Genomic DNA, 23,018 nt, shown 5'->3' on the forward strand with positions numbered 1-23,018 from the left:
TGTGATGCTGATAATCTTGTTGACTAACAGTCTTAACTCACAAGCACCCACACGAATTGCTTGATTCAATTGTTAAAGAGCGGTGGGTTGATTCTTTCGTCTCAACCGAGGCGCGCATTCTACGCTGACCTCATATTCTGTCAAGCGTTTATTTCGAAGTATTTTTCCAGAAACCTGAACAACTTCAAACACTTGACTCGCTTCGATCACTCGTCAGCGGGAGGCGAATTCTACAGCGTTTCAAACCGCTGTCAACTGCCTTTTTCGCCGCTTCCGAACTTGAAGATCGAAGCACTTCCTCACCACCTGAACGACTAACTCATTGATTAACAAGGCGTTTATCGTTTCGGCTGCGCCGGAAGTGGGGCGAATTATAGAGAGATTACAGAGCGCGTCAATAGCCCAGGGTGTTGAAAGTTCAATAAATTTAAATGGGCAATATATTGCTCATTTCTTGCAGCTTAGCCATCATACGACCAACGCATACCTAACCTCTGCCAAGTAGCCGCCTCATGACTCCGCCTTCGCTCACCACCAAGCTCTACCCTATCGCGCTTCTTCTAATAGCCATGGCGTCCATCCAGACAGGCGCCTCATTGGCCAAGGGCATGTTTCCGCTGATAGGGGCGCAGGGTACGACTGCCCTGCGCCTTATATTCGCCAGCGTGTTCATGTTGATCCTGCTGCGCCCGTGGCGAGCCCGATTGACCTGGAAGGCATTGCAGACCGTGATGATCTACGGCATCGCCTTGGGCTGCATGAATCTGCTTTTCTATATGTCTCTACGCACGGTTCCTCTAGGGATCGCCGTGGCCCTGGAGTTCACTGGCCCGCTGGCAGTTGCGATTCTGGCTTCGCGCAGGGCGATGGATTTCGTTTGGGTGGCACTTGCGCTCGTAGGGTTACTGCTGCTGATACCGCTCGGCGATGCCCAGGCAGGTCTCGATCCAGTAGGCGTCTGCTATGCGCTGGGCGCAGGTGTGTGCTGGGCCCTCTACATCCTTTATGGCCAAAAGGCGGGCGCCGACAACGGTGTGCAGACCGCAGCGCTGGGCGTGATGATCGCTGCAGTGTTCATTGCTCCTGTCGGCATCGCGCATGCAGGTACCGCCTTGCTCGATATGGCGCTGATCCCGACGGCCATTGCTGTGGCGATCTTGTCCACGGCTTTGCCCTACAGCCTCGAGATGGTTGCGCTGACACGCTTGCCGGCACGCACCTTTGGCACGCTGATGAGCATGGAGCCAGCCATCGGCGCACTTTCCGGGTTGCTGTTCCTGCATGAAGTGTTAAGCGCCACTCAGTGGCTGGCGATCGGCGCGATCATCATGGCCTCTGTGGGGGCCACGTTGACGATCCGCGCCGAGCATGCTCCTGCCGTCGCCGCCGACTGATTGCACAGGTCAGATCGGCTGGGTGCGTTCGCGCAGCCATTCCAATGGCGCGTTGGCAAGCAGCGGCGCCACCCGTCTGGCGACTTCGGCATGGTAGTCGTTGAGCCACTGGCGCTCGACGGTCGACAACTGGGGAATGTCGATGCAGCGGGTATCGATCGGACATAGCGTCAGCGTTTCGAAGTTCAGGAACTGACCGAAGTCGCCCTGCCCGGCTTCGCGTGTGAGGACAAGATTTTCGATACGCACTCCCCAGCGTCCGGGCCGATAGGTCCCTGGCTCGATGGAGGTGATCATCCCCGGCAGCATAGCTGTCTGGGGCGTGGTGGGGGCCTGGTAGGCAATGACCTGCGGCCCCTCGTGAACGTTCATGAAGTAACCCACACCGTGGCCTGTGCCGTGCCCATAGTCGACCTGGTCGGCCCAGATGGGTGCACGCGCAATGGCATCGAGCAAGGGCGAAAGAATCCCTTTTGGAAACGTAGCCCGTGACAGGGCGATCATGCCTTTCAGCACTCGAGTGCAATCCGCTTTCTGATCCGCCGTGGGCGTACCGACCGGGACCATGCGGGTTATGTCGGTAGTGCCGCCCAGGTATTGGCCGCCCGAGTCGATCAACAACAGACCGTTGCCCTCGATGACGGCGTGGGCTTTCTCAGTGGCGCGGTAATGAGGCATGGCACCGTTGGCGTTGAACGCGGCAATGGTCGAAAAGCTCAGGGAGACGAAATTGGGCCGACGCGCGCGTGCGGCCGTGAGCTGCTCGTCGATGGTCAATTCGGTTATGCGCTCGCCTGCCCAGGCAGCCTCCAGCCACGCGAAGAACTCGCACAGTGCCGCACCGTCCTGCTCCATGGCGTGGCGAATATGCTCTGCTTCTTCTGCGGTCTTGCGTGACTTGCTCAAGGTCGTTGGGTTCAGCGCTTCTATCAAGGTAACGCCGGTAGCGAGGTTTTCGATGATGCCGACGGTAACGCGAGCAGGATCGATCAGAAGCTTCTCGCCGGTTGGCACCACAGCCAGGGCGGCGCCGATCTCGGTGTACTCGCGAACGTCAATGCCTTCCTGCGCCAAGCTTTGGATAAGCGTGGAATCTATCCTGGACAGTGTGGTGAACAGGGTTGCCGAGTGCTCGCCGATCAACGCGAAGGCAACGAAGACCGGATTATAGGAAACGTCCGAACCGCGCAGGTCGAACAGCCAGGCAATATCGTCCAGAGTTGCCAGCAGGTGCCACTGAGCGCCCTGGGATCGAGTCTGCTCGCGCAGCGCTCTGAGTTTTTCGGCGCGCTCGCGAGCGGCGTACGGCGGTAGGTGGGCGTAGACAGCTTGCGCAGGCAATGGGGGGCGATCTGGCCAGATCTCTGCGAAGAGGTCGATATCGGTACGCAACGACGCACCTGTGTGTTGCAGCTTTTCTCGCAACTGACGGGCGGCAGCAACGGCCATGACGGCGCCATCGACCGCGACCGTGGTCCCAGCATGCATCTGCGAGCCCAGCCAGTCCAATGGACCCGGCTGCCCAGCCATCAGCTTGACCAGTTGGATGCCGCTTCCGTCGAGTTCGACCTGGGCTTGCTCCCAGTAGCGGCTGTCGGCCCAAAGCCCTGCGAAATCAGCGGTCACGATCAAGGTGCCGACAGAACCCTGGAAACCGGAAAGCCATTGGCGTGCCTGCCAGTGTTCAGGCAGGTATTCGGATAGATGCGGGTCCGCCGAAGGCACCAGCAGGGCGTCGATGCCCTCGCGTTGCATGAGCGCGCGCGTGGCGCGCAGGCGCTCGGGAACGGGGAAAGTGGCAGAAGGTGTCAGGCTCATTCGGGCTCCGGTTCGGATGCTGGATCGTGTGGGCTGCTCTTGTGCAACGATCATGGCGAATGCCGCAGCGCCGGGCAACCTTGAAAAGGAGGTGAGTTCGGAAGCCAGACGGCTGCGGGTCTTTGTTGGCGGAAACGAACTTAGATGACGACGTTGCGTACGAAGCGCACCAACGTTTCACTGTCATTGCGATAGGCATAGGGCTGATTGCTGGGATAGACAAAAAACTCGCCAGCTGCCAACGCATGGGAGCGGCCGTCCAATACGACGGTCAGTCGCCCTTCACAAACGTAGATCTGCTCGCTCCAGCCTTCGGCATCGGGCTCCGATGCATAGGTTTCGCCAGGCTGCAACAGCCACTCCCACAGTTCGACCTCCTTGCTGGCTACTGTACTGGCCAGGAGGACGGCCTTGCTGCCAGGGAATGTGCCGACCCAGGCCAGTTCATTGATCCGGCCAGGGTCGCGATTCTCGCCAGGCTGGATGAGATCGCTGAAAGCGACATCAAGGGCTTCGGCAATACGGTCCAGGGTCGTGAGACTGACGTTGTTGTCACCGGCTTCGATAGCCACCAGCATGCGGCGGCTGACCCCGGAGCACTCTGCCAGGGCACTCTGCGAAAGCCCGGCGGCCTGGCGCAGGCGACGTACGTTATGACTGACGTGCTGGAGTACCGAGGCTCTGGAACTGGGGTCTTTGACCAAGGGAATCTGCGCTCGCTGGGGGTAGTCCCGCTGATCGACGCGATCAAGGCGGAGCTATCGATGGTAAAAAATTGTCATAAAAAAACAAGTCGTTATGGCATGCCTGTACGATTCTGGCACAGCTTGCGGGTTGGTGATCACCCAGTGACCCCGTATGATCCTTTTCAATATTCCTGCAGATTAGAAGCCTATGTCCTTGATAGTACTATTGCTTCTGCCCTTCGTAGGCAGCTGCGTGGCGGCCATCCTGCCGCACAACGCACGCAACGCAGAATCGCTTCTGGCCGGACTGGTTGCCTTGGTCGGCACGGTACAGGTAGCCATGCTGTACCCGCAAATTGCCAACGGTGGTGTGATCCGCGAGGAATTCCTCTGGCTGCCCAGCCTCGGACTCAACCTGGTGCTGCGCCTGGACGGCTTCGCTTGGCTGTTTTCATTGCTGGTGCTGGGCATCGGTACGCTGGTGGCGCTCTATGCGCGCTATTACATGTCGCCGCAGGACCCAGTCCCTCGCTTCTTCGCATTTTTCCTGGCGTTCATGGGCGCCATGCTGGGTCTGGTAATTTCCGGCAACCTCATCCAGATGGTGTTTTTTTGGGAATTGACCAGCCTGTTCTCCTTTCTCCTGATTGGCTACTGGCACCATCGCGCCGATGCGCGCCGTGGTGCCTACATGGCGCTCATGGTGACCGGCGCCGGTGGTCTGTGCCTGCTCGCTGGCGTGTTGCTGCTGGGGCATATCGTCGGCAGCTACGACCTGGACAAGGTGCTCGTTGCCGGTGACGCTATCCGTGCGCATGGCCTGTATCCCGTCATGCTGACCCTGGTCCTGCTCGGCGCACTGACCAAGAGCGCCCAGTTTCCGTTTCATTTCTGGTTGCCGCACGCCATGGCGGCACCGACGCCGGTTTCGGCGTATCTGCACTCGGCAACGATGGTCAAGGCCGGGGTATTCCTGCTGGCCCGGCTATGGCCTTCCCTGTCGGGCAGCGAACAATGGTTTTGGATCGTCAGCGGCGCAGGGGCCTGCACGCTCATGCTTGGCGCTTACGCGGCGATGTTCCAGAACGATCTCAAAGGCCTGCTGGCCTACTCGACGATCAGCCACCTGGGCCTGATCACGCTGCTGTTGGGGCTCAACAGCCCGCTGGCAGCGGTGGCTGCGGTGTTCCACATTCTCAATCACGCGACGTTCAAGGCGTCGCTGTTCATGGCCGCCGGCATTATCGACCACGAAAGTGGAACACGCGACATACGCCGCCTGAGCGGGCTGTTCCGACTCATTCCCTACACAGCGACGCTGGCCATGGTTGCCAGCGCGGCCATGGCAGGGGTGCCACTGATGAACGGCTTTCTGTCCAAGGAGATGTTCTTCGCCGAAACGGTTTTCATCAGCTCCACCGCCTGGGTCGAGATCGCCCTGCCAGTGGTCGCGACGCTGGCCGGTATCTTCAGCGTCGCCTATTCACTGCGCTTTACGGTTGACGTGTTCCTGGGCCCCAAAGCCACCGACCTGCCCCACATCCCCCACGAGCCGCCGCGCTGGATGCGTGCGCCCGTGGAGCTGCTGGTGCTGACCTGCCTAGTGGTCGGCATCTTCCCGGCACAGTCGGTGGCGCCCTTCCTGGCGGCCGCGGCGATACCCGTTGTAGGGGGCGATCTTCCGGAGTACAGCCTGGCCATATGGCATGGCTGGAATGCCCCCATGGTCATGAGCCTGATTGCGATGGGCGCCGGGGTGCTTCTATATGTATTGCTGCGCAATCAGTTCCGTCACGGTCGGCTGCGCTATCCACCGGTGATCGAGCGCTTCAACGGCAAGCGGCTGTTCGAGCGCTCGCAGGTGGTCATGATGCGGCTGGCGCGCAGGGTGGAGCGACTGCTTACCACCAGACGCCTGCAGGCCCAACTGTTCATGCTGGTGTTGGTAGCAGTGCTCGCGGGCCTGGCGCCGATGCTTTATAGCGGACTGAGCTGGGGGGATCGACCGAAGATCCCGGGATCGGGCGTCTTCGTGATTCTCTGGTTGATCGCCATTGCCTGCGCATTGGGCGCTGCCTGGCAGGCGAAGTACCACCGGCTGGCAGCCCTGACCATGGTCAGCGTGTGCGGATTGATGACCTGCGTCACGTTCGTCTGGTTCTCCGCACCGGATCTGGCGCTGACTCAGCTGGTGGTCGAGGTGGTGACCACGGTGTTGATATTGCTCGGGCTGCGTTGGTTGCCTCGGCGGATCGAGGATGTCGCACCCTCCAGGGCGACGCTGGACCGTGCCAAATTGCGCCGTCTGCGCGATCTGGTGCTGGCGGTGGTGGTCGGCGGCGGCATGGCGCTGTTGTCCTATTCGATGCTCACCCGCGCCACGCCCAACTTCATTTCCGAGTTCTACCTGAGCCGTGCCCTGCCCCAAGGCGGCGGGACCAACGTGGTCAACGTCATGCTGGTGGACTTCCGCGGCTTCGATACCCTGGGTGAGATTACCGTGCTTGCCGCCGTGGCCCTGACCGTGTTTGCCCTGCTGCGGCGCTTCCGCCCACCCAAGGAAAGCATGCAGCTGCCGGCGCAGCAACGATCGCTGGCACCCGACGTGGTCACCGATCTCATCAACCCGCGCGGTGCGGACGACACTGCGCTGGGTTTCATGATGGTTCCGGCCGTTCTGGTTCGTCTGTTGCTGCCAGTGGCGGTGGTGGTCTCGATGTATCTGTTCATGCGCGGGCACAATCAGCCTGGCGGTGGATTCGTTGCCGGCCTGGTGCTGTCGGTAGCGTTCATCCTGCAATACATGGTGGCGGGTACCCAGTGGGTGGAGGCGCAGATGCGCCTGAGACCGCTGCGCTGGATGGGTACCGGACTGCTTTGTGCCACTGTCACCGGGATCGGCGCCATTGCCTTGGGTTATCCATTCCTCACCACACACACTGCGCATGTTCATTTGCCGGTCCTGGGTGACTTTCATGTCGCCAGTGCCCTGTTCTTCGACATCGGTGTGTTCACCGTGGTGGTGGGATCCACTCTGCTGATGCTCACCGCGCTGGGTCACCAGTCGGTGCGTGCTCACCGTCCCTCGAGCCTGCCCAAAGGCATTGCCCCAAAAGGAGCCGTCTGATGGAAGAAGTGATAGCGATTGCCATCGGCGTACTGGCTGCATCGGGCGTTTGGCTGATCTTGCGTCCACGAACGTTCCAGGTGGTCATGGGCCTCTGCCTGCTGTCTTACGGGGTCAACCTGTTCATCTTCAGCATGGGCAGCCTGTTCATCGGCAAGGAGCCGATCATCAAGGAAGGTGTGCCACAGGACCTGCTCAATTACACAGACCCCCTGCCCCAGGCACTGGTACTGACTGCCATCGTGATCAGCTTTGCGATGACTGCGCTGTTTCTGGTGGTTCTGTTGGCTTCGCGGGGCCTGACCGGCACTGACCACGTAGACGGCCGGGAGCCCAAGGAATGAGCTGGATGCCCCATCTGATCGCTGCGCCCATCATACTGCCGCTGTTCACGGCGGCGTTGATGATGCTGCTCGGAGAGAAACACCGCTCGCTGAAAGCGCAGATCAACATCATCTCCAGCCTGCTGGGACTGGCGATTGCCTGTTACCTGATGTGGTGGGTCCAGGATCAAGGCCAGGCCGGTTCGATTGGCGTGTACCTGCCCGGCAACTGGCAGGTGCCATTCGGTATCGTGCTGGTGGTGGACAGGCTGTCAGCCTTGATGCTGGTGCTGACGGGCATCGTCGGCGTCTGCGCTCTGCTGTTCGCCATGGCCCGCTGGGATCGGGCCGGTGCGAGCTTCCACGCCTTGTTCCAGATCCAGTTGATGGGTCTTTACGGTGCCTTCCTGACCGCCGATCTGTTCAACCTGTTCGTGTTCTTCGAGGTGCTCCTGGCCGCTTCCTATGGCCTGATGCTGCATGGTTCGGGCAAGGCCCGGGTATCGGCCGGGCTGCATTACATCGCGATCAACCTGCTGGCCTCGTCGTTGTTCCTGATCGGTGCGGCCATGATCTACGGGGTCACGGGAACCCTGAACATGGCTGACCTGGCCCTGAAGATTCCGTTGGTGCCCGAGGCAGATCGCGGCCTGCTGCACGCCGGTGCTGCCATTCTCGCGACAGCCTTCCTGGCCAAGGCGGGCATGTGGCCGTTGAATTTCTGGCTGGTGCCGGCGTACTCGTCCGCCAGCGCCCCGGTTGCGGCTCTGTTCGCGATCATGACCAAGGTGGGCTTCTATACCCTGCTGCGGCTGTGGACCCTGATGTTTTCCGGACAGGCCGGTGCCTCGGCGCATTTCGGCGGTCAGTGGCTGATCTACGGGGGCCTGGCGACCATCGCCGTGGCTGCCATCTGTATTCTTGCGGCGCAGCGACTGGAGCGCATGGCGAGCCTGAGCATCCTGATTTCAGCCGGCATCCTGCTGGCAGCGATCGGTTTCGGGCAGAGCGGGTTGATCGCTGCCGCGCTGTTTTATCTGGTCAGCTCGACCTTGGCGCTCAGTGCGCTGTTCCTTCTTGCCGAACTGATCGAACGTTCGCGGTCCGCCAACGAGATTCCGCTGGAGTACGATGCCGACCCGCTGCCAGCTGCAGTCGAGGCATTGCATCCGCCCAAGGGTATCAACCTGGATGACGAGCAGAAGGCCGTGGTAGGCCAGGTGATTCCATGGACCATGGCCTTCCTGGGCTTGAGCTTCATTGCCTGCGCACTGCTGATCATCGGCATGCCGCCGTTGTCCGGGTTCATCGGCAAACTCAATCTGATCGCCGCGTTGTTCAATCCACAGGGACTCGGGGTAGCCACTGAGCAAACCCCGAGTGCGAGCGCCTGGGTCTATCTAGCGTTGCTGATCCTTTCCGGACTGGCGTCGCTGATCGCTCTGGCGCGTGTGGGCATGCAGCGCTTCTGGACGCCGCACGAGCGGCCTTCACCGTTGCTGCGGCTCAACGAGTGTGTACCGATCATGGTCCTGCTGGGATTGTGTGTGTTGTTGGCGATGCGCGCAGAACCTCTACTGCGGTACACGGCCGATACGGCGGCCATGCTCGATGATCCCAAGCAATACGTGATGACCGTGCTGGGCGCCCAGCCGGTACCTGGTCCGACTACAACAAGCCTTGAGGGTGAACCATGAGTCGCCTGTTCCCTGCTCCGTTGCTGTCGATCGCCCTCGCCGTCCTGTGGTTGCTGCTCAACGTCTCCATGAGTGCTGGCAACCTTTTGCTCGCCGTGCTGCTGGGATGGCTGGCGCCGCTGTTGATGTCGCCGCTGCGGCCCCAGGCCGTGCGTATCCGTCGGCCCATGGTGATACTGCGGCTGCTGCTGCGCGTAGGCGGCGGTGTACTGGTGTCGAACCTGCAGGTGTTCTGGCAGGTCTGGAGCATGGACGCCCGTCCGCCACGCTCGGCGTTCGTGGAGATTCCGTTGCAGTTGCACAATGCCAACGGGCTGGCTGCCTTGGCGGCAGTCGCCACCGTCATTCCAGGCACCGTATGGTCCGAGCTGGCGCTGGATCGCAGCGTTTTGCTGATGCATGTTCTGGATCTGGATGACGAGGCGCAATTCATCGAGGAATTCAAAGACACCTACGAACGCCCGCTGATGGAGATCTTTCAATGAGCGCATTGCTGTCCAATGCCATTGTCGCGAGCTTGTTCATATTTGCCCTGGCGATGTTGCTGACGCTGATCAGACTGTTCAGAGGACCGTCGGCCCAGGACCGGGTACTGGCTCTGGACTACCTGTACATTCTGGCGATGCTGGTCATGCTGGTGCTGGGCATACGTTACGCCAGTGACACCTATTTCGAAGCGGCCCTGCTGATTGCCCTGTTCGGCTTCGTAGGGTCGTTCGCGCTGGCCAAGTTCCTGCTGCGTGGAGAAGTGATCGAATGAATTCACTCCAGGTTTTACCCTTCTGGGTAGAGGTGGCCACGGCCATACTGCTGCTCGCCAGCAGTCTGTTCGCATTCACGGGCGCCTTGGGGTTGCTGCGCTTCAAGGATTACTTCCAGCGCATGCATCCGCCGGCGCTGGCGTCCACGCTGGGCGCCTGGTGTGTGGCGCTGGCGTCCATCCTGTACTTTTCTTGGCTCAAGCATGGGCCGGTGGTGCATGCCTGGCTCATCCCCATCCTGCTGTCGATCACCGTGCCGGTGACCACGCTGCTGTTGGCCCGTGCAGCGCTGTTTCGCAAACGCACGGCTGGAGAAGCGGTGCCTGCCGAGGTCAGCAGCCACCGCAGCGACAGCGGTCACTGACTCATTTCAGACTGGCGCTCACTTTGCTGGCTACGTCTTCAGGCAGCCAGGTCTTCCAAACTTCGGGATGATCCTTCAGAAACGCCTCGCCAGCCTGGCGAGGCGAAGTGCGGGCTTCGCTCATGTTGGCCAGAGCCTTGTTCAGGGGATCGATAGGAAGATCGACCTTGGCGAAGAACTCGACCAGTTGCGGATACTCCTGCTGGAATGCCTTGGACACCCCGATCGACAGCTTCGATGGCAGCGAACGGGTAGGCAGCGGCGCGGGATTGTCAGCATCGGTCAGGGTGGCCCAGGCCTTGGCGTCGAACGGTGGCTCTTCAAGCTGGATCAGCTTGTAGCGGCCCAACAGCGGGGTCGGTGACCAGTAGTAGAAGAGCACGGGCTTGCCGCGCCGGATGGACGAGGCGATCTCGGCGTCCAGTGCGGCGCCAGAGCCCGAACGGAAATTGACGTAGTCGTCGGTCAGCTTGTAGGCCTTGAGTTTCTGAGCGTTGACGACTTCGGATGTCCAGCCGATCGGGCTGTTGAGGAAGCGGCCTTTGTCTGGGCTTTCCGGATCCTTGAAGACGTCCTTGTAGCGCGGCAGATCGGCGACGCTGCGCAGATCCGTCGCCAGCGGCTTGATACCTTTGGCGGCGTCACCCTTGATCACGTATTCAGGGACGAACCAGCCTTCGGTGGCGCCTTTGACAGTATCACCCAAGCCGATCACCTTGCCCTCGGCTTCGGCCTTGACCCAGACCGGACTGCGGCCGGCCCACTCTTCGGCAATGACCTGGATGTCGTTCTTGGCCAACGCCGTTTCCAGGGTGATGGTCGTGCCAGGCTGGGTATCGGTGGGCAGGCCGTAGCCCTTCTCGACGATATAGCGCAACAGTTCGGTAATGAGGCTGCCACTCTCCCAGTTCAGGTCGGCGAACTGGATGGGCGTGGTTTGCGCGTGGGCCGGAAGTGTTGCGGTCGATAGCCAGAGGCCGGCGCCACAGGCGACCAGCCAGGCACGTAATCCTTTCATGCGGGGTTCCTCGGTAAACAGTCGATGACTTGGGTAAGTCACCTTACTGTAGCGCAGGTTCCCCGAAGCATTATTCGCTGGGTTTGAAGGTCAATTCGCCCTTGCGCCATTTGGCTGCCTTGGCGGTAGCCGCTTTCAAGGTCTTGCCCAGGTTTTCCTCGATGCGCTCGTGGGCAGCGAAGACCAGCATCACGGTCTGACCTTCCTTGAACACGATGCCTTCGCCCTGCGCCATGCTGACGAACGCATACTCGCCCAGTCCGTAGACAGTGAGTTTGATATCGCGAAACTTGAGTTCGAACTTGCCACCTTCGCGGCTAGGCAAAACCGCAGCGCGGAAGTGATCGCCTACTTTGAGTTCCAGTCGAGGTTTGTCGTCGACCACCAGCGCGGACTCGGTATCGAGTTCGGCCATGTAGATGCCTTCCGCGCTTTGCTCGGTGACATAGACGAAACGCGACTGAAAGAGTTTGACCAACTTCGCACGCAAATCGCCGAGCACGAACAGTGCGTGCATATCCAGATTAGTTACTGCCAATGAAGAATCCTCAAATCGAAACACAGACTACCGGACGCTGTTCGCGTGGTAATAACCTGAAGACGCGGGGAGCGCCGAACGGTCGGCAGCACGTGCAATGATTGCCACCGACCTGCTAACGAAAGACTAAAGGATCGAACCTTGATCCGGGATGCGCAGCGTCGACCTGCTGCAGGGAAAATTGCCGAAGACCGCGAAGGAAAAAGGCAAGCCTGGACGTGTATGGCAGAGCGGCGCCACGGCCTCATGGGGAAGCTGGCGACCAACACGTGCGGGGCAGCGAAGCGCATGACGGTGATCTGGCGCGAATAGTACCGAATCGAACCCCGGCGCGGTCAAGAAGTTTGTTGGATGGACACGTTCAAAACAGGATCGGGGCAAAGCTCGATGCCCTGTGCCGTCCATTGCAAACAAACACGGTACTGCGAGCGAACTCTGGCGAGGCCGTCGCCTCAGATACAGGGTAACCTTTCAATCATGGCTGGAAACGGCCGCTGAGGAGTCAACATGGATCTGCCGAACCCAAGCCTTACTGGCCTTTTCGATCAACTGGGCCTGGCCAGCGAAGAGGCTGATATTCAGAAATTCATTGCCGAGCATCAGCTCGACCAAGACACCAAGCTGATCGATGCGCCCTTCTGGACTGATCAGCAGCGCAGCTTTCTGAAAGAGGAGCTGCACAGCGATGCGGAGTGGGCACCCATCGTCGATGAACTCAATGTGGCCTTGCATCCGCAGGCGTGAGAAACGCCTGCGGTGTGTTGATTACGCTTGACGTTGATGCTTGTCGATCTGCTCGTGGCGCTCTTGCGCCTCGATGCAGTACTTGGTGGTAGGGCTGATCAACAGGCGCTTCAGGCCGATCGGCTCGCCACTGTCGTCACACCAGCCGAAGCTGTCGTCATTGATGCGGCCCAGGGCCATTTCCAATTGCGGCAGCAGGCGCTGGTCGCGCTCGATGACATTGACCAGCCAGTGACGCTCCTCTTCCACAGAGGCAGCGTCGGCAGGATCGGCGGGCGTGTCCAGGCTTTCAATGGCTACACGGCTTTGCTCGATGCGCTGCTGGGTCTCGATCTTCATGGCCTGCAACAGCTCGGTGAAGTAGGCCAGTTGCTCAGCGTTCATGTAGTCATCAGCCGGCATGGCCAGCAACTTTTCCTTTGTCATTGATTTCTCTGCAAACGAATAATGCGCTAGGGCAAAACAGGAAGCCCGCGACGCTGTCGGCGACGCAGGCAGAATTCTTCAAGCACCACACGGCATATGGTCAAGAGGGGCGGCAGTCTAAGGCCGGTTTACATGCGCAGCAACCCTAAATTTGGCAGGGGGCCGAGGGCCTGCTCGCTGGCGCAGGCGCGACCGCGCCACAGGCGGCGGCAGGCAGCCGTCTGGGCGGTTTTTATAGCATACTGGCCGTTACCGATTGCCTGGGGTTTATGCCATGACCGATGTTGAAACAACCGCTTCCGAACCCGTACGACTCGATGCCGTGGAGATTCGCGTACTGGGCGCACTGATCGAGAAACAGGCCAGCAATCCTGAAACCTACCCATTGACGCTCAATGCGCTGGTGCTGGCGTGCAATCAGAAAACCAGTCGCGAACCTGTGACCCAGTACACCCAGGGGCAGATCGGGCAGAGCCTGCGCGCGCTCGAAGGTCGGCAGATGACCCGTCTGGTGATGGGCAGCCGCGCCGATCGCTGGGAGCACCGGCTGGACAAGGCGCTCGAACTGGTGCCTGCCCAGGTCATTCTGATGGGGCTGATGTTCCTGCGCGGACCGCAGACCGTTGGCGAGCTGCTGACGCGCAGTGCCCGCCTCCACGATTTCGAGGACGCCGAGCAGATCCTGCATCAGCTGGAGCGCCTTGCAAGCCGCGGCTTCGCGGTACATGTGCCACGCCAGGCGGGGCAGCGCGAGGATCGCTACAGCCATGCCTTGGGCGATCCTGCGGCTATCGACGCCATCTTGAGCGCCCGGGGCGTGCCGCCCGAGCGCAACGGTTCAAAACACGACGATACCCGCCTGGACGAGCTGGAAGCACGCATCGCTGCGCTTGAAGAGCGCCTGTCGCGGCTGGAATGACAGACGTGTCAGCCGCGGGCGTACTCGGTGGCCAGGCGTAACTGCTCGGCGGTAGGGCGTACGCCGGTGTAGAGCACGAACTGCTCAAGGGCCTGGATGGCGATGACCTCGAGGCCGGTAATCACGGGTTTGCCTAGCTCAAGAGCGGCTTTGATCAGTGGCGTCTGCCATGGCAGGGCGACGACGTCGAACACCTGCTGCGCCGCCTCGATGGCGGCCCTATCGAACGACAATTCCTCGGCCTGGTCACTGCCGGTCATGCCGACTGGCGTGACATTGACCAGCAGCTGTGGGCGCGAGTCGCCCAACTCGGCCTGCCAGGGATAACCGCAGGTATCGGCCAGCGCGCGTCCGGTTTCGTAGTTGCGCGCAATGATCAGGCCATTGCGCAGACCGGCGTCGCGAAACGCCGACGCCACGGCTTTGGCCATGCCGCCGCTGCCGCGCAGGGCGAAGGTGGTGTCGGGGTCGACGGCGTGCGTGTCCAGCAATTGGCGGATGGCCAGATAGTCGGTGTTGTAGGCCTTCAGATGACCGTTGTCGTTGACGATGGTATTGATCGATTCGATGGCCGAAGCCGATGCATCGAGTTCGTCCACCAAGGGTATGCAGGCTTCCTTGAACGGCATCGACACGCCGCAGCCACGGATGCCCAAGGCGCGAATGCCAGCGATGGCCGCCGGCAGATCGCTCGTGGTCATGGCTTTGTAGTAGTAGTCGAGGCCCAACTGGTCGTACAGATGGTTGTGAAAGCGCACCCCGAACGTTCCGGGACGCGCGGCGAGCGACATGCACAGGATGGTGTCGCGGTTGGGAGCAATGGACATTCTTGGCCTCCGGCGGCGTGGGGCATGAAAGAAAGCAGGCAGACGACGCGCTGCCCTTACACAAAATTTACCCATCGACGGGGACGCTTTTGACGGTTTTTTTGTCATAGTCATGTCCCCGGCGAAATGATTTGACCCTATCGCAGGTTCGAACGCCAGGGCGCGAAACACGAGGAATCTATCATGATGCGTCAACTTCCCAAGATGGCTCTGCTGGTAGGGGCGCTGGCGATGGCCGGTCAGGCCTCGGCGCACGGCGGCGGCTGGCACGGTGCCGGGCCGGGTATATTGGGCGCGGTACTGGGCGCGGCCGTGGTAGGCGCAGTGGTCACTTCCAATGCGCCGCAGCGGGTCTATGTGGAGCAGCAGCCGGTGTATGTGCAGAGCCCGCCGCCGGTGTACGTGCAACAACCTGCCTATGTGCAGCAACCGGTGTATGTGCAGTCGCCGCCGGTGTATGTGCAGCCTTATCCGGTGTACGCAGCCCCGCCTCCACCGCGTGGCTACTATGGGCCGCCACCGGTGTACTACGGCCCCCCACGCTGGTGAGTCGCCGCGGCAGGGCGTGATAGGAATCGTCGATGGTGACTATCGAGCAAGGTGATTTCTATGGGCCGCGGCGAACTCGTAAGGTGGCTGACAGGAACCACCGGAGGTGTCTCATGCCTGTATTAAGAATCATGTCGGTAGTCGGCAGCGCGGTCCCGGAAAAGTTGCGTGATCTGGGCCTTTTAGCGTGCTGGTACGTGGTGCGCGACGGCGAGCCTGTCAGTGGGCCCCTGCCCTCCCTGCCCCACGCCAAACAAGCCTTTGCCACGCTCAATGCAGCGCAGCCCCACTAGCCAGCGCACTGCATGGAATGGATCAAGCCCCGCTGTGCGGGGCTTTTTCATGGTGTTCGCGCTGGATGAGCTTTTCTTCACGCACCAGGCCTTGCCGGGCGCGACAATCGACAGGCGCTTTGCCATACTCGCGCCACGTGACAATCGTCACTTCGAATCCGCTCCACCCCAGGCCCGATCTACCTCTATTTCAGTGAGCGCTCCGCGTGAAGACCCCGCTATCTCTTTTCAGCCTGTTGCTGGCTTTGACCACTTTCGTCGCCACCCCAAACCTCGAAGCGGCGGAAAAAGCCGCCGTGCCACGGGATCCCTCGCAGTTGCACCTGGCTTCGGGCAGCGCTCTGCTGATCGATCTGCAGACCAATAAAGTGGTCTACGAGAACAACGCCGACCATGTGGTGCCTATCGCATCGGTGACCAAGTTGATGACCGGCATGGTCGTGCTGGACGCCAAGCAGTCCATGAGCGAAGTGATCTCGGTCGACATCACCCACAACAAGGAAATGAAGGGTGTGTTTTCCCGGGTCAAGCTCGGTAGCGAGCTGAACCGCCGGGACATGCTGCTCATCACCCTGATGTCTTCGGAGAACCGTGCAGCGTCGAGCCTCGCCCATCATTACCCCGGCGGCTACGGCGCTTTCATTGCGGCGATGAACGCCAAGGCTCGCGCACTGGGCATGACCCATACCCGCTATGTGGAGCCGACCGGCTTGTCGACCAGCAACGTGTCTACCGCCCGTGATCTGGCCAAGTTGCTGATCGCGGCGCAGCAGTACCCGTTGCTCAGCGAGCTGAGCACCACGCGGGAAAAGACCGTGGCGTTCAAGAAGCCCAGCTACACCCTGGGGTTCCACAATACCGATCACCTGATCAACAAGGATGACTGGGACATCAAGATCACCAAGACCGGTTTCACCAATATGGCCGGGCACTGCCTGGTGCTGGTGACGCGCATGGGTGGCCGACCTGTGGCGATGGTGATCCTCGATGCGTTCGGCAAGTACACCCACTTTGCCGATGCCAGCCGTCTGCGCAAATGGGTGGAAACCGGCAAGAGCAGCGCGCCGCCGGCCGTGGCGATGGACTACAAGGCGCAGAAAAAGCAGATGCGCCAGGCTGCCGACTGACCGCGTCCTTCAGGCACGGCGGGCGGCCCGCTTGCGGGCGTACATGGCACCATCGGCATCGGCAAGCAGACGCTTGACGGTGTCGTGGTGGGCCGGGAGCTGACAGCGCCTCAGGCGGTGGTACTGACCATGGAGCCGGCGGTACTGCTGCCTGATTCCTGCATGACCTGAAGCAATGCGGCGGTTGCGGTTTGCAGCCCTGCGGACGTGGCGACGACCTGTGCCTGGATGGCGGCCACTGCGGCGGCCTTGCTTTCTTCGCTTTGCTGGCTGGCCTGGATTCGGGCCATCTCCTGTTGTTGCTCCTTCAACTGCTTCTGCAGCTCGGCAATCTGCTTCTGCAGTTGCTCGATCGTGTCCGAATTACTACTGCTACTGCTACTGCTGCTCTGACTGGCACCCGCCCCGCCTGCGCCACCGACCGGCGCGTTCGTTGGCGTTGCAGAAGGCGCGGCAGCGGTCTGTGTTGCTTCACTTTCAGCAGTGGCGACTGGGGCGGCGGCCGTTGGGGTAACCGCTGGGGTGCGAATGCTCAAGTTGCTGGCAATGGTACTCAAGGTGCTCATGGCGATCGTGTCCCGATAGGCTGTGACCGTTACATCGGCGCCGATCGGCCAGGCTTTAGGATGCGCCTGTGATTCGTCGGCCAATCTTACGGGCAGGACGACTGGGCTCACGCCGATGGGGTCAGGTGGCGCAAGATGAAAAAAACTTCAACGAGCCCTGGGCCGATTGTTGTCACAATGCCGCCATCCTCAGCAGAAATCATCGGGTAGAGACCAACATGACTCGCGTACTGACCATCGAAGACGATGCCGTGACCGCCAGGGAAATCGTGGCGGAACTGAGCAGCCACGGCCTGCAGGTCGACTGGGTGGACAACGGCCGCGAGGGGCTGGTCAAGGCGGTGAGCGGCAACTATGACGTGATCACCCTGGACCGAATGCTGCCGGAGTTGGATGGACTGGCCATCGTGACCACCCTGCGCACCATCGGTGTGAGCACGCCGATCCTGATGATCAGCGCGCTGTCGGATGTCGACGAGCGGGTGCGCGGTCTGCGTGCCGGTGGCGACGATTACCTGACCAAACCGTTCGCCTCGGACGAGATGGCCGCCCGAGTCGAGGTGCTGCTGCGTCGCAACAACGCCGTGGCCGCCGCCGACAACACGCTGCGCGTGGCCGACCTGACGCTGGATCTGATGACCCGCGAGGCGTGCCGTGGCGAACAGGCGTTGAACCTGCTGCCCACCGAATACAAGCTGCTGGAATTCCTCATGCGCAATGCCGGCCAGATCCTCACGCGCATGATGATTTTCGAGGAAGTCTGGGGCTATCACTTCGACCCGGGCACCAACCTGATCGACGTGCACATCGGCCGCTTGCGCAAGAAGATCGACCCACCGGGCACCGCACCGTTGATCAAGACCGTGCGAGGCTCCGGCTATGTCATTGCCGAACCTGTCTAAAGGCTGGCGCTCGTCCAGCAGTCGGCTGCTGGCGCTCTACAGCTTTCTGTTCGTGGCCTGGAGCAGCTTGCTCATGGGCGTACTGTACTTCGAAGTCTCGGCCTATCTGGCCGACCTGGCGCGGCACTCGCTGATGCAGCGTCAACACCTGTTCTCGCGCTTTCACGGCGAAGCATTGAACGAGGCGCTGGCCGCCAGCGAAGCGTTCGACGACCGTACCTTCGACGCCTATGGTCTGTTCGATCTGCAACTGCGGCCGTTGTCCGGCCAGTTGTTGCAGGTGCCGCGAGGTCTGCCACTGGATGGGCGCATCCATGACCTGAACAGTTGCGTGGACAGCGACAATCCGCAAATGCCGCAGAACAGCTGCGACGCGGTGGCGATGCGCACCCTGGATGGCCGCTGGCTGGTGCTGGTGCGCGACAACGGCTCGTTGTTCGCGGTCACTCACATCATTCTGCGGGCGCTGCTGTGGGGTATTTCCCTGACGATCATTCCCGGCATTGCCGGCTGGCACCTGTTACGGCGCAGGCCGTTGCGGCGCATCCGCGCCATCGAAGCGAGCGCCGATGCAATCGTGGCCGGTGATCTGACTACCCGCCTGCCGCTGTCGGACCGGCGCGACGAACTGGACATGCTGGCGGCCATCGTCAACGCGATGCTCGAACGTATCGAGCAGCTGATGATCGAGGTCAAGGGTGTCTGCGACAACATTGCCCATGACTTGCGCACGCCCCTGACCCGCCTGCGCGCGCAGCTCTACCGTATCCAGCAGGAGGCGCCGGCGGATTCGCGCCAGGCGTTGCAACTGGACGAGGTGATCGCCGAAACCGACACGCTGATGGCGCGATTCCGTGGCTTGTTGCGTATCTCCGAAATCGAGGATCACCGTCGACGTTCGGGCTTCATTTCCTTCGACCCGCAACCCCTGCTGCACGAGCTGCACGACTTCTATCTGCCCCTGGCCGAAGACGAGGGCATCAATCTGGGTCTGGACGTGCCGGACACGCTGCCAATGCTGCATGGTGACCGCGCGCTGCTGTTCGAGGCCGTGGGCAACCTGCTCAGCAACGCCATCAAGTTCACCCCGGCCGACGGCCTGGTGGTGCTGCGCGCCACGGCAGAGAACGGCGCCACGCGGCTGGAGATCAGCGACAGCGGGCCGGGCATCGCGCCCGAGGAACGTGAGGCGATCTTTCAACGTTTCTATCGCTGCGAGGGCGATGGTCAGCACAGCGGTTTCGGTCTGGGGCTGTCGATCGTTGCGGCGGTGGTCAAACTGCACGGATTCACCCTCGAAGTGGGCAGCAGCGAACAAGGTGGCACGCGGATGACTCTGTGGTGCCGACAAAGCAAGGCATTGGTGTGACCATGAACCTGCTCTATATCAGCGATACGCCCGATCAGACCCTGCAACAGGCGTTGGCGGAACACCCTACGGCCCTCAGCACGGTCGGCACGTCCGCCGCAGCGCAGGCACTGGCGCAGGAACGGTACGGCTTCATCGTCCTGGCGCTTGAACGACCCGGCGATGGCCTGCTGCAGCATTGCCTGGCGAACCGGGGCGATGCTGCGGTGATGGTACTGCTGGCCGACGACGACCGGCTGGCGCGCATCGCTGCGCTGCGCGCCGGTGCCGATGCGTGCCTGGCGCAGCCGGTGGCCCCTGCCGAGGTGCTGGCGCGCCTGCAGGCCTTGGCTCGGCCGCGCCCCCGGGCGACGGCGCTACCGCCATCGCGTCTGTGGCTGTCGCCTTCGCGGCTGATGGTTGGGCGGGGTAAACGTCAACAGAGCCTGACGGTGAGCGAGCATCGCTTGCTGGCCATGCTGGCGAGCACCCCCGGCGCGGTCAGCCGGGAGTCCATCGAGCAGCAGCTATGGGGCACGGGCCTCGAGCCCAAGACCGCACTGATCGAGCGCCACGTGTGCAACCTGCGCCGCAAGCTGGCACAGCTGGACTGCCCGCAGGCGTTGCAGACCCTGCGCGGTTTCGGCTACAGCCTGGCCGAACCCCTGGTACTGCGCGCGGATTGAGCATGCCGATCAGGCTCAGCGTGCGCGGGCCATGCAGCGGGTGTAGCGTTCGTCGACGCGTTGGGCGAACCAGGCGGTGGTCAGGTTGCGGGTGATCTTCGGACTCTGCAGCTTGATGCCGGGCAGGATCGCGCGTGGTATCGGTTTGCCAGCGGCCTTGTCGGCCAAGGCAAAGGTACGCTGGTAAAGCGTGGTCTTCTCGAAATCCAAGGTCTCCCCCTCTTCCAGAGCACGGCGAATGTCGCGGTCGCTCATGTTCAAGCGGTTGCCCAGCCCCCGCACGGCCAGCTCGGTATTGCTCGCGGCGCTGGAGTCGTAGCGGATCAGGTCACCGTCGAGCGCCAGGCGGCTGGCGGACAGCTGGTTCACGGCGTTCTGGAACGCGGCGTTGCGGCTGGCGTACCAGCCGGCGTTGAAGTCGGCGAAGCGATACAGCGGTCGTTCATAGCTGGCCGGGTAGCCGAGCAGATGGGCAATGCCGAAGTACATGCCGCCGCGTCGGGTGAACACTTCGCGGCGTATCGAGCCGTCCACCGTGTAGGGGTAGCCCGCCCGGTGTTTCTCGGCGAAGTCGATGCTGACCTGCATCGGCCCGCCGGTACGCACCGGGTTGAAGGTGCCGAACAGCTGTCGGCCCAGGGGCACCATGCCGGTGAAGTCATCGAAGATTTCGCTGAGCTGTTTCTCCGAGCGCGCGGCTTCCAGCCGCTGCGCATAGGTTTTACCGTCGCCCGAGCGGATGCCCAGGGCAGTGTCGACGAGAAAACCGGGCACATGCACGCGCCCTGCGCGGCGGTCGATTTCCTGGCGGGCGATCTTGCCCAGGCCCGGTACGCTGGGGTCGACCTGAAAGGTGGACTCCTGCTCGGCTACCGCCAGTATTGCGCAGAGGTTGTCGTCGGTGCCGGCGATGTCCTGCACCTTCAGGGCGGTTTCGATATCGGCGGCCCAGCCCTCACGGTCGGCGACCTTGCCGGGCAACAGCTGCACGAGCTTGGCGCGCACCTGCTCGGACGAAGGTGCCGGGGGTTGGCCGGCGCGCTGGGTGGAACAGGCCGCGAGCAGCACAAGGAGGATGCTCAGTGCGCCATGGCGCACGGCGAGCCGACTTCTGGACATGTAAAGCCTTGGGAACGGATGAATTCGCGCCAGTATGGACGAGCACCCGGCCTGTCGACAGCCCCTGTGCAAATCACCTGCACCATGGCTATGCTGCGGGTCATGAACATGGCCTCTGTCGCACGCCAACCCTGCCCGCCCGGCGCTTGCATCTGCGAGCGCGAACGGCTGCACGCGCTACCCGACGCCGACTTGCGCATCCTGCGCCTGACTCGCGAGGAAGAGAAACGCCTGCTCGAACGCCTGGAGAACGTGGAAAGCCTGGACGAGCTGCGGCGCCTGCAACAACGCATCTTCGAGCAGCTCGGGCTGCGCGTGGAAGTCACGCCGGGCGCGAGCACCGTGCGCAGCATGCGCGGCATCGCCATTCACATCGAGGCGTTGCCGGGACTGTGTCGCAAGACGCGGCAGTCGATTCCGGCGGCCATCCGTCGCGGCCTGGAAAAGAACCCTCAAGTGGCTTACAGGCTGCTGGACGCCCATGACCTGCTCGGTGGCTGAAGTCAGGCTGGCACGGAATCTGCTCTCTCCCCTCTCACTGATGACGAAGCGCCACGTTTTCGTCATTCATCCAGTTCAGACGGGGTTTGCATGGACACACGTTTTTCTTGCACCGGGTGCGGCAAATGCTGCAGCGACCACCACGTACCGCTGACCCTGGCCGAGGCGCGGCGCTGGGCGGAGGATGGCGGTCAACTGATCGTGTTGCTCGAAGCCTTCCTGGAAAACGGCCCCGGCCTGCACAGCCTCAACCTCAGCCACGCCCAGCAGGAACATGCCCGCCGTCGCTCGCTGCCGGTGCTGTGCGGCAGCGCGCCCGCCTACGTCTCGATCACCTTCGCAGCCTACAACCTGGGCCCCTGCCGGAATCTGAACGCCGACAACCGCTGCGGTATCTATGCCGAGCGACCGCTGGTGTGTCGCATCTATCCGATGGAGATCAATCCGCACATCCCGCTGCGTCCGGACATGAAGGACTGCCCCAGCGAAGCCTGGGCCACGGGCCCTGCGCTGATCGCCGGCGGGCAGTTGGTGGACGCACCGCTGGCGGCGCTGATTGAACAATCGCGCCAGGCCGACCGTGACGACATCGCTGCCAAGGCACAGGTCTGCGCGCAGTTGGGCATTCATACGGCGGCGCTCAAGGGCGACGGCTTCACCACTTACCTGCCCCAGCCCGCCGCGTTCCTTGCCGCGCTGCGCGAAGTCGACGATATGCCGATGCTGGAAGACAACTCGACGCGCTGGGACCTGCACATTCCGGACGAGGACCTGGCCCGGCGCCTGGCCGAAACCGGTGCGATGATCGCCGCCATCCTGGCCGACGACGCCATGTTCATCTCGCTGCGTCGCGCGGCCTGAACGCCCGTTGTGAGTGGGTTCAGAGGTTACGCGACAGTACCCAGTAACCCAGGGCCATCAAGGCCCACCCGAGCGAGGGGTGAAAGATCAGGCGCCAGGCCCAAGCACGCGGGTCGAAGCCGACCCCGTGCACATAGCCGGCGGTAATGCCCCACATCATCAGGCTTAGCAGGCCATGGCTGTAATGTCCCTGGGCATCGAGCAAGGCCAACGGGTGCAACAGCAACACCAGGCTGATCGGTCCGGCGAGCAGCAATGACAGCCAGCGCCAGCCGGGCGTGCGCAGCGCGGGCGCCGCTTCAGCGTTCATCCGCAGGGTCCTCGTCCAGGGCGTTGGAGGCTTCCAGCCACAGTGCGTTGATGATGCCCAGGCTGCACGCCAGCAGCACTCCCAGAATCCAGGCGAAATACCACATAGTCAGGC

At 61.8% G+C, this 23,018-nt stretch carries 27 protein-coding genes; 17 read left to right on the plus strand and 10 right to left on the minus strand.

The window, feature by feature from the left end; all coding sequences use genetic code 11:
• The first annotated feature begins 512 nt into the window (after positions 1–512).
• Entirely contained in the window at positions 513–1,394 is an 882-nt protein-coding gene (gene rhtA / locus QMX89_RS12705; protein WP_282348483.1) for a threonine/homoserine exporter RhtA, read from the plus strand.
• A gap of 9 nt (positions 1,395–1,403) precedes the next feature.
• Here the strand turns inward: rhtA and QMX89_RS12710 are convergent, their stop codons facing one another.
• A complete protein-coding gene (locus QMX89_RS12710) occupies positions 1,404–3,212 on the minus strand; it encodes an aminopeptidase P family protein (protein ID WP_282348484.1) in 1,809 nt (602 codons plus the stop codon).
• Between the two features lie 140 nt (positions 3,213–3,352).
• A complete protein-coding gene (locus QMX89_RS12715; protein WP_049858717.1) occupies positions 3,353–3,916 on the minus strand; it encodes an XRE family transcriptional regulator in 564 nt (187 codons plus the stop codon).
• Positions 3,917–4,106: 190 nt separating this feature from the next.
• Here QMX89_RS12715 and QMX89_RS12720 point away from each other — a divergent pair, with 190 nt between their 5' ends.
• From QMX89_RS12720 to QMX89_RS12745, 6 genes are read left to right on the plus strand one after another with little or no spacing between them, the layout of a single operon-like run.
• Entirely contained in the window at positions 4,107–7,025 is a 2,919-nt protein-coding gene (locus QMX89_RS12720) for a monovalent cation/H+ antiporter subunit A (protein WP_282348488.1), read from the plus strand.
• On the plus strand, positions 7,025–7,369 hold the full coding sequence (locus QMX89_RS12725) for a Na+/H+ antiporter subunit C (protein WP_043186251.1): 345 nt from the start codon (positions 7,025–7,027) through the stop codon (positions 7,367–7,369). The genes QMX89_RS12720 and QMX89_RS12725 overlap by 1 nt, the downstream gene beginning before the upstream one ends.
• Positions 7,366–9,045, plus strand: coding sequence for a monovalent cation/H+ antiporter subunit D (locus QMX89_RS12730; protein WP_282348492.1), 1,680 nt, complete (start codon positions 7,366–7,368; stop codon positions 9,043–9,045). The genes QMX89_RS12725 and QMX89_RS12730 overlap by 4 nt, the downstream gene beginning before the upstream one ends.
• Positions 9,042–9,530, plus strand: a complete 489-nt coding sequence (locus QMX89_RS12735; RefSeq protein ID WP_049858720.1) for a Na+/H+ antiporter subunit E — start codon at positions 9,042–9,044, stop codon at positions 9,528–9,530. The genes QMX89_RS12730 and QMX89_RS12735 overlap by 4 nt, the downstream gene beginning before the upstream one ends.
• Entirely contained in the window at positions 9,527–9,805 is a 279-nt protein-coding gene (locus QMX89_RS12740) for a K+/H+ antiporter subunit F (RefSeq protein WP_049858721.1), read from the plus strand. The genes QMX89_RS12735 and QMX89_RS12740 overlap by 4 nt, the downstream gene beginning before the upstream one ends.
• Positions 9,802–10,170, plus strand: coding sequence for a Na+/H+ antiporter subunit G (locus QMX89_RS12745; protein WP_049858722.1), 369 nt, complete (start codon positions 9,802–9,804; stop codon positions 10,168–10,170). Before QMX89_RS12740 ends, QMX89_RS12745 begins: the two co-directional genes overlap by 4 nt.
• 1 nt (position 10,171) lies before the next feature.
• Here the strand turns inward: QMX89_RS12745 and QMX89_RS12750 are convergent, their stop codons facing one another.
• Positions 10,172–11,188 (minus strand): ABC transporter substrate-binding protein, encoded by a 1,017-nt coding sequence (locus QMX89_RS12750; protein WP_282348498.1) that lies wholly within the window; start codon positions 11,186–11,188, stop codon positions 10,172–10,174.
• 70 nt (positions 11,189–11,258) lie between these two features.
• On the minus strand, positions 11,259–11,726 hold the full coding sequence (locus QMX89_RS12755; protein WP_082223526.1) for a hypothetical protein: 468 nt from the start codon (positions 11,724–11,726) through the stop codon (positions 11,259–11,261).
• A gap of 507 nt (positions 11,727–12,233) precedes the next feature.
• Between QMX89_RS12755 and QMX89_RS12760 the strand changes: the two genes are divergently transcribed.
• A complete protein-coding gene (locus QMX89_RS12760; RefSeq protein ID WP_049858725.1) occupies positions 12,234–12,470 on the plus strand; it encodes a DUF2789 domain-containing protein in 237 nt (78 codons plus the stop codon).
• 21 nt (positions 12,471–12,491) lie between these two features.
• On the opposite strand, the gene QMX89_RS12765 is transcribed toward QMX89_RS12760, so the two are convergent.
• Complete coding sequence (locus QMX89_RS12765; protein WP_049858726.1) at positions 12,492–12,896, minus strand: TraR/DksA C4-type zinc finger protein; 405 nt, start codon at positions 12,894–12,896, stop codon at positions 12,492–12,494.
• 274 nt (positions 12,897–13,170) lie between these two features.
• Between QMX89_RS12765 and QMX89_RS12770 the strand changes: the two genes are divergently transcribed.
• Positions 13,171–13,815 carry a DUF480 domain-containing protein gene (locus QMX89_RS12770; RefSeq protein ID WP_090359088.1) on the plus strand — a complete coding sequence of 215 codons (645 nt, stop codon included), beginning with the start codon at positions 13,171–13,173 and terminating at the stop codon, positions 13,813–13,815.
• Between the two features lie 8 nt (positions 13,816–13,823).
• Here the strand turns inward: QMX89_RS12770 and QMX89_RS12775 are convergent, their stop codons facing one another.
• Positions 13,824–14,642 (minus strand): shikimate 5-dehydrogenase, encoded by an 819-nt coding sequence (locus QMX89_RS12775; RefSeq protein ID WP_282348505.1) that lies wholly within the window; start codon positions 14,640–14,642, stop codon positions 13,824–13,826.
• A gap of 183 nt (positions 14,643–14,825) precedes the next feature.
• Here QMX89_RS12775 and QMX89_RS12780 point away from each other — a divergent pair, with 183 nt between their 5' ends.
• From QMX89_RS12780 to pbpG, 3 genes are all read left to right on the plus strand, one after another.
• Positions 14,826–15,191 carry a hypothetical protein gene (locus QMX89_RS12780; RefSeq protein ID WP_090359094.1) on the plus strand — a complete coding sequence of 122 codons (366 nt, stop codon included), beginning with the start codon at positions 14,826–14,828 and terminating at the stop codon, positions 15,189–15,191.
• Between the two features lie 113 nt (positions 15,192–15,304).
• On the plus strand, positions 15,305–15,484 hold the full coding sequence (locus QMX89_RS12785) for a hypothetical protein (RefSeq protein ID WP_049858967.1): 180 nt from the start codon (positions 15,305–15,307) through the stop codon (positions 15,482–15,484).
• 206 nt (positions 15,485–15,690) lie between these two features.
• Positions 15,691–16,611 carry a D-alanyl-D-alanine endopeptidase gene (gene pbpG / locus QMX89_RS12790; protein ID WP_049858730.1) on the plus strand — a complete coding sequence of 307 codons (921 nt, stop codon included), beginning with the start codon at positions 15,691–15,693 and terminating at the stop codon, positions 16,609–16,611.
• Positions 16,612–16,721: 110 nt separating this feature from the next.
• Here pbpG and QMX89_RS12795 read toward each other — a convergent pair whose 3' ends face one another.
• Positions 16,722–17,177: a hypothetical protein gene (locus tag QMX89_RS12795; RefSeq protein ID WP_282348506.1), complete on the minus strand. Its 456-nt coding sequence runs from the start codon at positions 17,175–17,177 to the stop codon at positions 16,722–16,724.
• Positions 17,178–17,395: 218 nt separating this feature from the next.
• On the opposite strand from QMX89_RS12795, the gene QMX89_RS12800 reads away from it, so the two are divergent.
• Genes QMX89_RS12800 through QMX89_RS12810 form a run of 3 tightly spaced genes read left to right on the plus strand, consistent with a single transcriptional unit; the run spans position 17,396 to position 20,113 of the window.
• Positions 17,396–18,079: a response regulator transcription factor gene (locus QMX89_RS12800; RefSeq protein ID WP_049858732.1), complete on the plus strand. Its 684-nt coding sequence runs from the start codon at positions 17,396–17,398 to the stop codon at positions 18,077–18,079.
• Entirely contained in the window at positions 18,057–19,448 is a 1,392-nt protein-coding gene (locus QMX89_RS12805; protein ID WP_282348507.1) for a HAMP domain-containing sensor histidine kinase, read from the plus strand. The genes QMX89_RS12800 and QMX89_RS12805 overlap by 23 nt, the downstream gene beginning before the upstream one ends.
• 2 nt (positions 19,449–19,450) lie before the next feature.
• A complete protein-coding gene (locus tag QMX89_RS12810) occupies positions 19,451–20,113 on the plus strand; it encodes a response regulator transcription factor (RefSeq protein ID WP_282348508.1) in 663 nt (220 codons plus the stop codon).
• Positions 20,114–20,128: 15 nt separating this feature from the next.
• Here QMX89_RS12810 and QMX89_RS12815 read toward each other — a convergent pair whose 3' ends face one another.
• A complete protein-coding gene (locus QMX89_RS12815) occupies positions 20,129–21,232 on the minus strand; it encodes a DUF1615 domain-containing protein (protein ID WP_282348509.1) in 1,104 nt (367 codons plus the stop codon).
• A 102-nt stretch (positions 21,233–21,334) separates the two neighbouring features.
• Between QMX89_RS12815 and QMX89_RS12820 the strand changes: the two genes are divergently transcribed.
• Both QMX89_RS12820 and QMX89_RS12825 read left to right on the plus strand, forming a co-directional pair.
• Positions 21,335–21,733: a hypothetical protein gene (locus QMX89_RS12820; protein ID WP_282348510.1), complete on the plus strand. Its 399-nt coding sequence runs from the start codon at positions 21,335–21,337 to the stop codon at positions 21,731–21,733.
• A 90-nt stretch (positions 21,734–21,823) separates the two neighbouring features.
• Positions 21,824–22,594, plus strand: coding sequence for a YkgJ family cysteine cluster protein (locus QMX89_RS12825; protein WP_049858736.1), 771 nt, complete (start codon positions 21,824–21,826; stop codon positions 22,592–22,594).
• A gap of 19 nt (positions 22,595–22,613) precedes the next feature.
• On the opposite strand, the gene QMX89_RS12830 is transcribed toward QMX89_RS12825, so the two are convergent.
• Together QMX89_RS12830 and cydX are read right to left on the minus strand one after the other, a co-directional pair.
• Positions 22,614–22,904 carry a cyd operon YbgE family protein gene (locus tag QMX89_RS12830; protein WP_282348511.1) on the minus strand — a complete coding sequence of 97 codons (291 nt, stop codon included), beginning with the start codon at positions 22,902–22,904 and terminating at the stop codon, positions 22,614–22,616.
• Entirely contained in the window at positions 22,894–23,010 is a 117-nt protein-coding gene (gene cydX, locus QMX89_RS12835) for a cytochrome bd-I oxidase subunit CydX (RefSeq protein ID WP_056843503.1), read from the minus strand. Before cydX ends, QMX89_RS12830 begins: the two co-directional genes overlap by 11 nt.
• Positions 23,011–23,018: the final 8 nt, after the last annotated feature.

The organism is Pseudomonas sp. PS01301 (assembly GCF_029960215.1).
In the GTDB taxonomy this organism is placed as follows: domain Bacteria; phylum Pseudomonadota; class Gammaproteobacteria; order Pseudomonadales; family Pseudomonadaceae; genus Aquipseudomonas; species Aquipseudomonas coleopterorum.

Excerpts from the sequence above, each read along its gene's own strand:
- QMX89_RS12765 (WP_049858726.1), bottom strand. The coding sequence starts at position 12,896 with ATGACAAAGGAAAAGTTGCTGGCCATGCCGGCTGATGACTACATGAAC.
- QMX89_RS12775 (WP_282348505.1), bottom strand. The coding sequence starts at position 14,642 with ATGTCCATTGCTCCCAACCGCGACACCATCCTGTGCATGTCGCTCGCC.
- QMX89_RS12770 (WP_090359088.1), top strand. The coding sequence starts at position 13,171 with ATGACCGATGTTGAAACAACCGCTTCCGAACCCGTACGACTCGATGCC.
- QMX89_RS12740 (WP_049858721.1), top strand. The coding sequence starts at position 9,527 with ATGAGCGCATTGCTGTCCAATGCCATTGTCGCGAGCTTGTTCATATTT.
- QMX89_RS12805 (WP_282348507.1), top strand. The coding sequence starts at position 18,057 with ATGTCATTGCCGAACCTGTCTAAAGGCTGGCGCTCGTCCAGCAGTCGG.
- rhtA (WP_282348483.1), top strand. The coding sequence starts at position 513 with ATGACTCCGCCTTCGCTCACCACCAAGCTCTACCCTATCGCGCTTCTT.
- QMX89_RS12825 (WP_049858736.1), top strand. The coding sequence starts at position 21,824 with ATGGACACACGTTTTTCTTGCACCGGGTGCGGCAAATGCTGCAGCGAC.
- QMX89_RS12800 (WP_049858732.1), top strand. The coding sequence starts at position 17,396 with ATGACTCGCGTACTGACCATCGAAGACGATGCCGTGACCGCCAGGGAA.
- QMX89_RS12785 (WP_049858967.1), top strand. The coding sequence starts at position 15,305 with ATGCCTGTATTAAGAATCATGTCGGTAGTCGGCAGCGCGGTCCCGGAA.
- QMX89_RS12760 (WP_049858725.1), top strand. The coding sequence starts at position 12,234 with ATGGATCTGCCGAACCCAAGCCTTACTGGCCTTTTCGATCAACTGGGC.
- QMX89_RS12745 (WP_049858722.1), top strand. The coding sequence starts at position 9,802 with ATGAATTCACTCCAGGTTTTACCCTTCTGGGTAGAGGTGGCCACGGCC.
- QMX89_RS12810 (WP_282348508.1), top strand. The coding sequence starts at position 19,451 with ATGAACCTGCTCTATATCAGCGATACGCCCGATCAGACCCTGCAACAG.
- QMX89_RS12830 (WP_282348511.1), bottom strand. The coding sequence starts at position 22,904 with ATGAACGCTGAAGCGGCGCCCGCGCTGCGCACGCCCGGCTGGCGCTGG.
- QMX89_RS12795 (WP_282348506.1), bottom strand. The coding sequence starts at position 17,177 with ATGAGCACCTTGAGTACCATTGCCAGCAACTTGAGCATTCGCACCCCA.
- QMX89_RS12780 (WP_090359094.1), top strand. The coding sequence starts at position 14,826 with ATGATGCGTCAACTTCCCAAGATGGCTCTGCTGGTAGGGGCGCTGGCG.
- QMX89_RS12710 (WP_282348484.1), bottom strand. The coding sequence starts at position 3,212 with ATGAGCCTGACACCTTCTGCCACTTTCCCCGTTCCCGAGCGCCTGCGC.
- QMX89_RS12735 (WP_049858720.1), top strand. The coding sequence starts at position 9,042 with ATGAGTCGCCTGTTCCCTGCTCCGTTGCTGTCGATCGCCCTCGCCGTC.
- QMX89_RS12725 (WP_043186251.1), top strand. The coding sequence starts at position 7,025 with ATGGAAGAAGTGATAGCGATTGCCATCGGCGTACTGGCTGCATCGGGC.
- cydX (WP_056843503.1), bottom strand. The coding sequence starts at position 23,010 with ATGTGGTATTTCGCCTGGATTCTGGGAGTGCTGCTGGCGTGCAGCCTG.
- QMX89_RS12750 (WP_282348498.1), bottom strand. The coding sequence starts at position 11,188 with ATGAAAGGATTACGTGCCTGGCTGGTCGCCTGTGGCGCCGGCCTCTGG.
- QMX89_RS12820 (WP_282348510.1), top strand. The coding sequence starts at position 21,335 with ATGAACATGGCCTCTGTCGCACGCCAACCCTGCCCGCCCGGCGCTTGC.
- QMX89_RS12815 (WP_282348509.1), bottom strand. The coding sequence starts at position 21,232 with ATGTCCAGAAGTCGGCTCGCCGTGCGCCATGGCGCACTGAGCATCCTC.
- QMX89_RS12720 (WP_282348488.1), top strand. The coding sequence starts at position 4,107 with ATGTCCTTGATAGTACTATTGCTTCTGCCCTTCGTAGGCAGCTGCGTG.
- QMX89_RS12730 (WP_282348492.1), top strand. The coding sequence starts at position 7,366 with ATGAGCTGGATGCCCCATCTGATCGCTGCGCCCATCATACTGCCGCTG.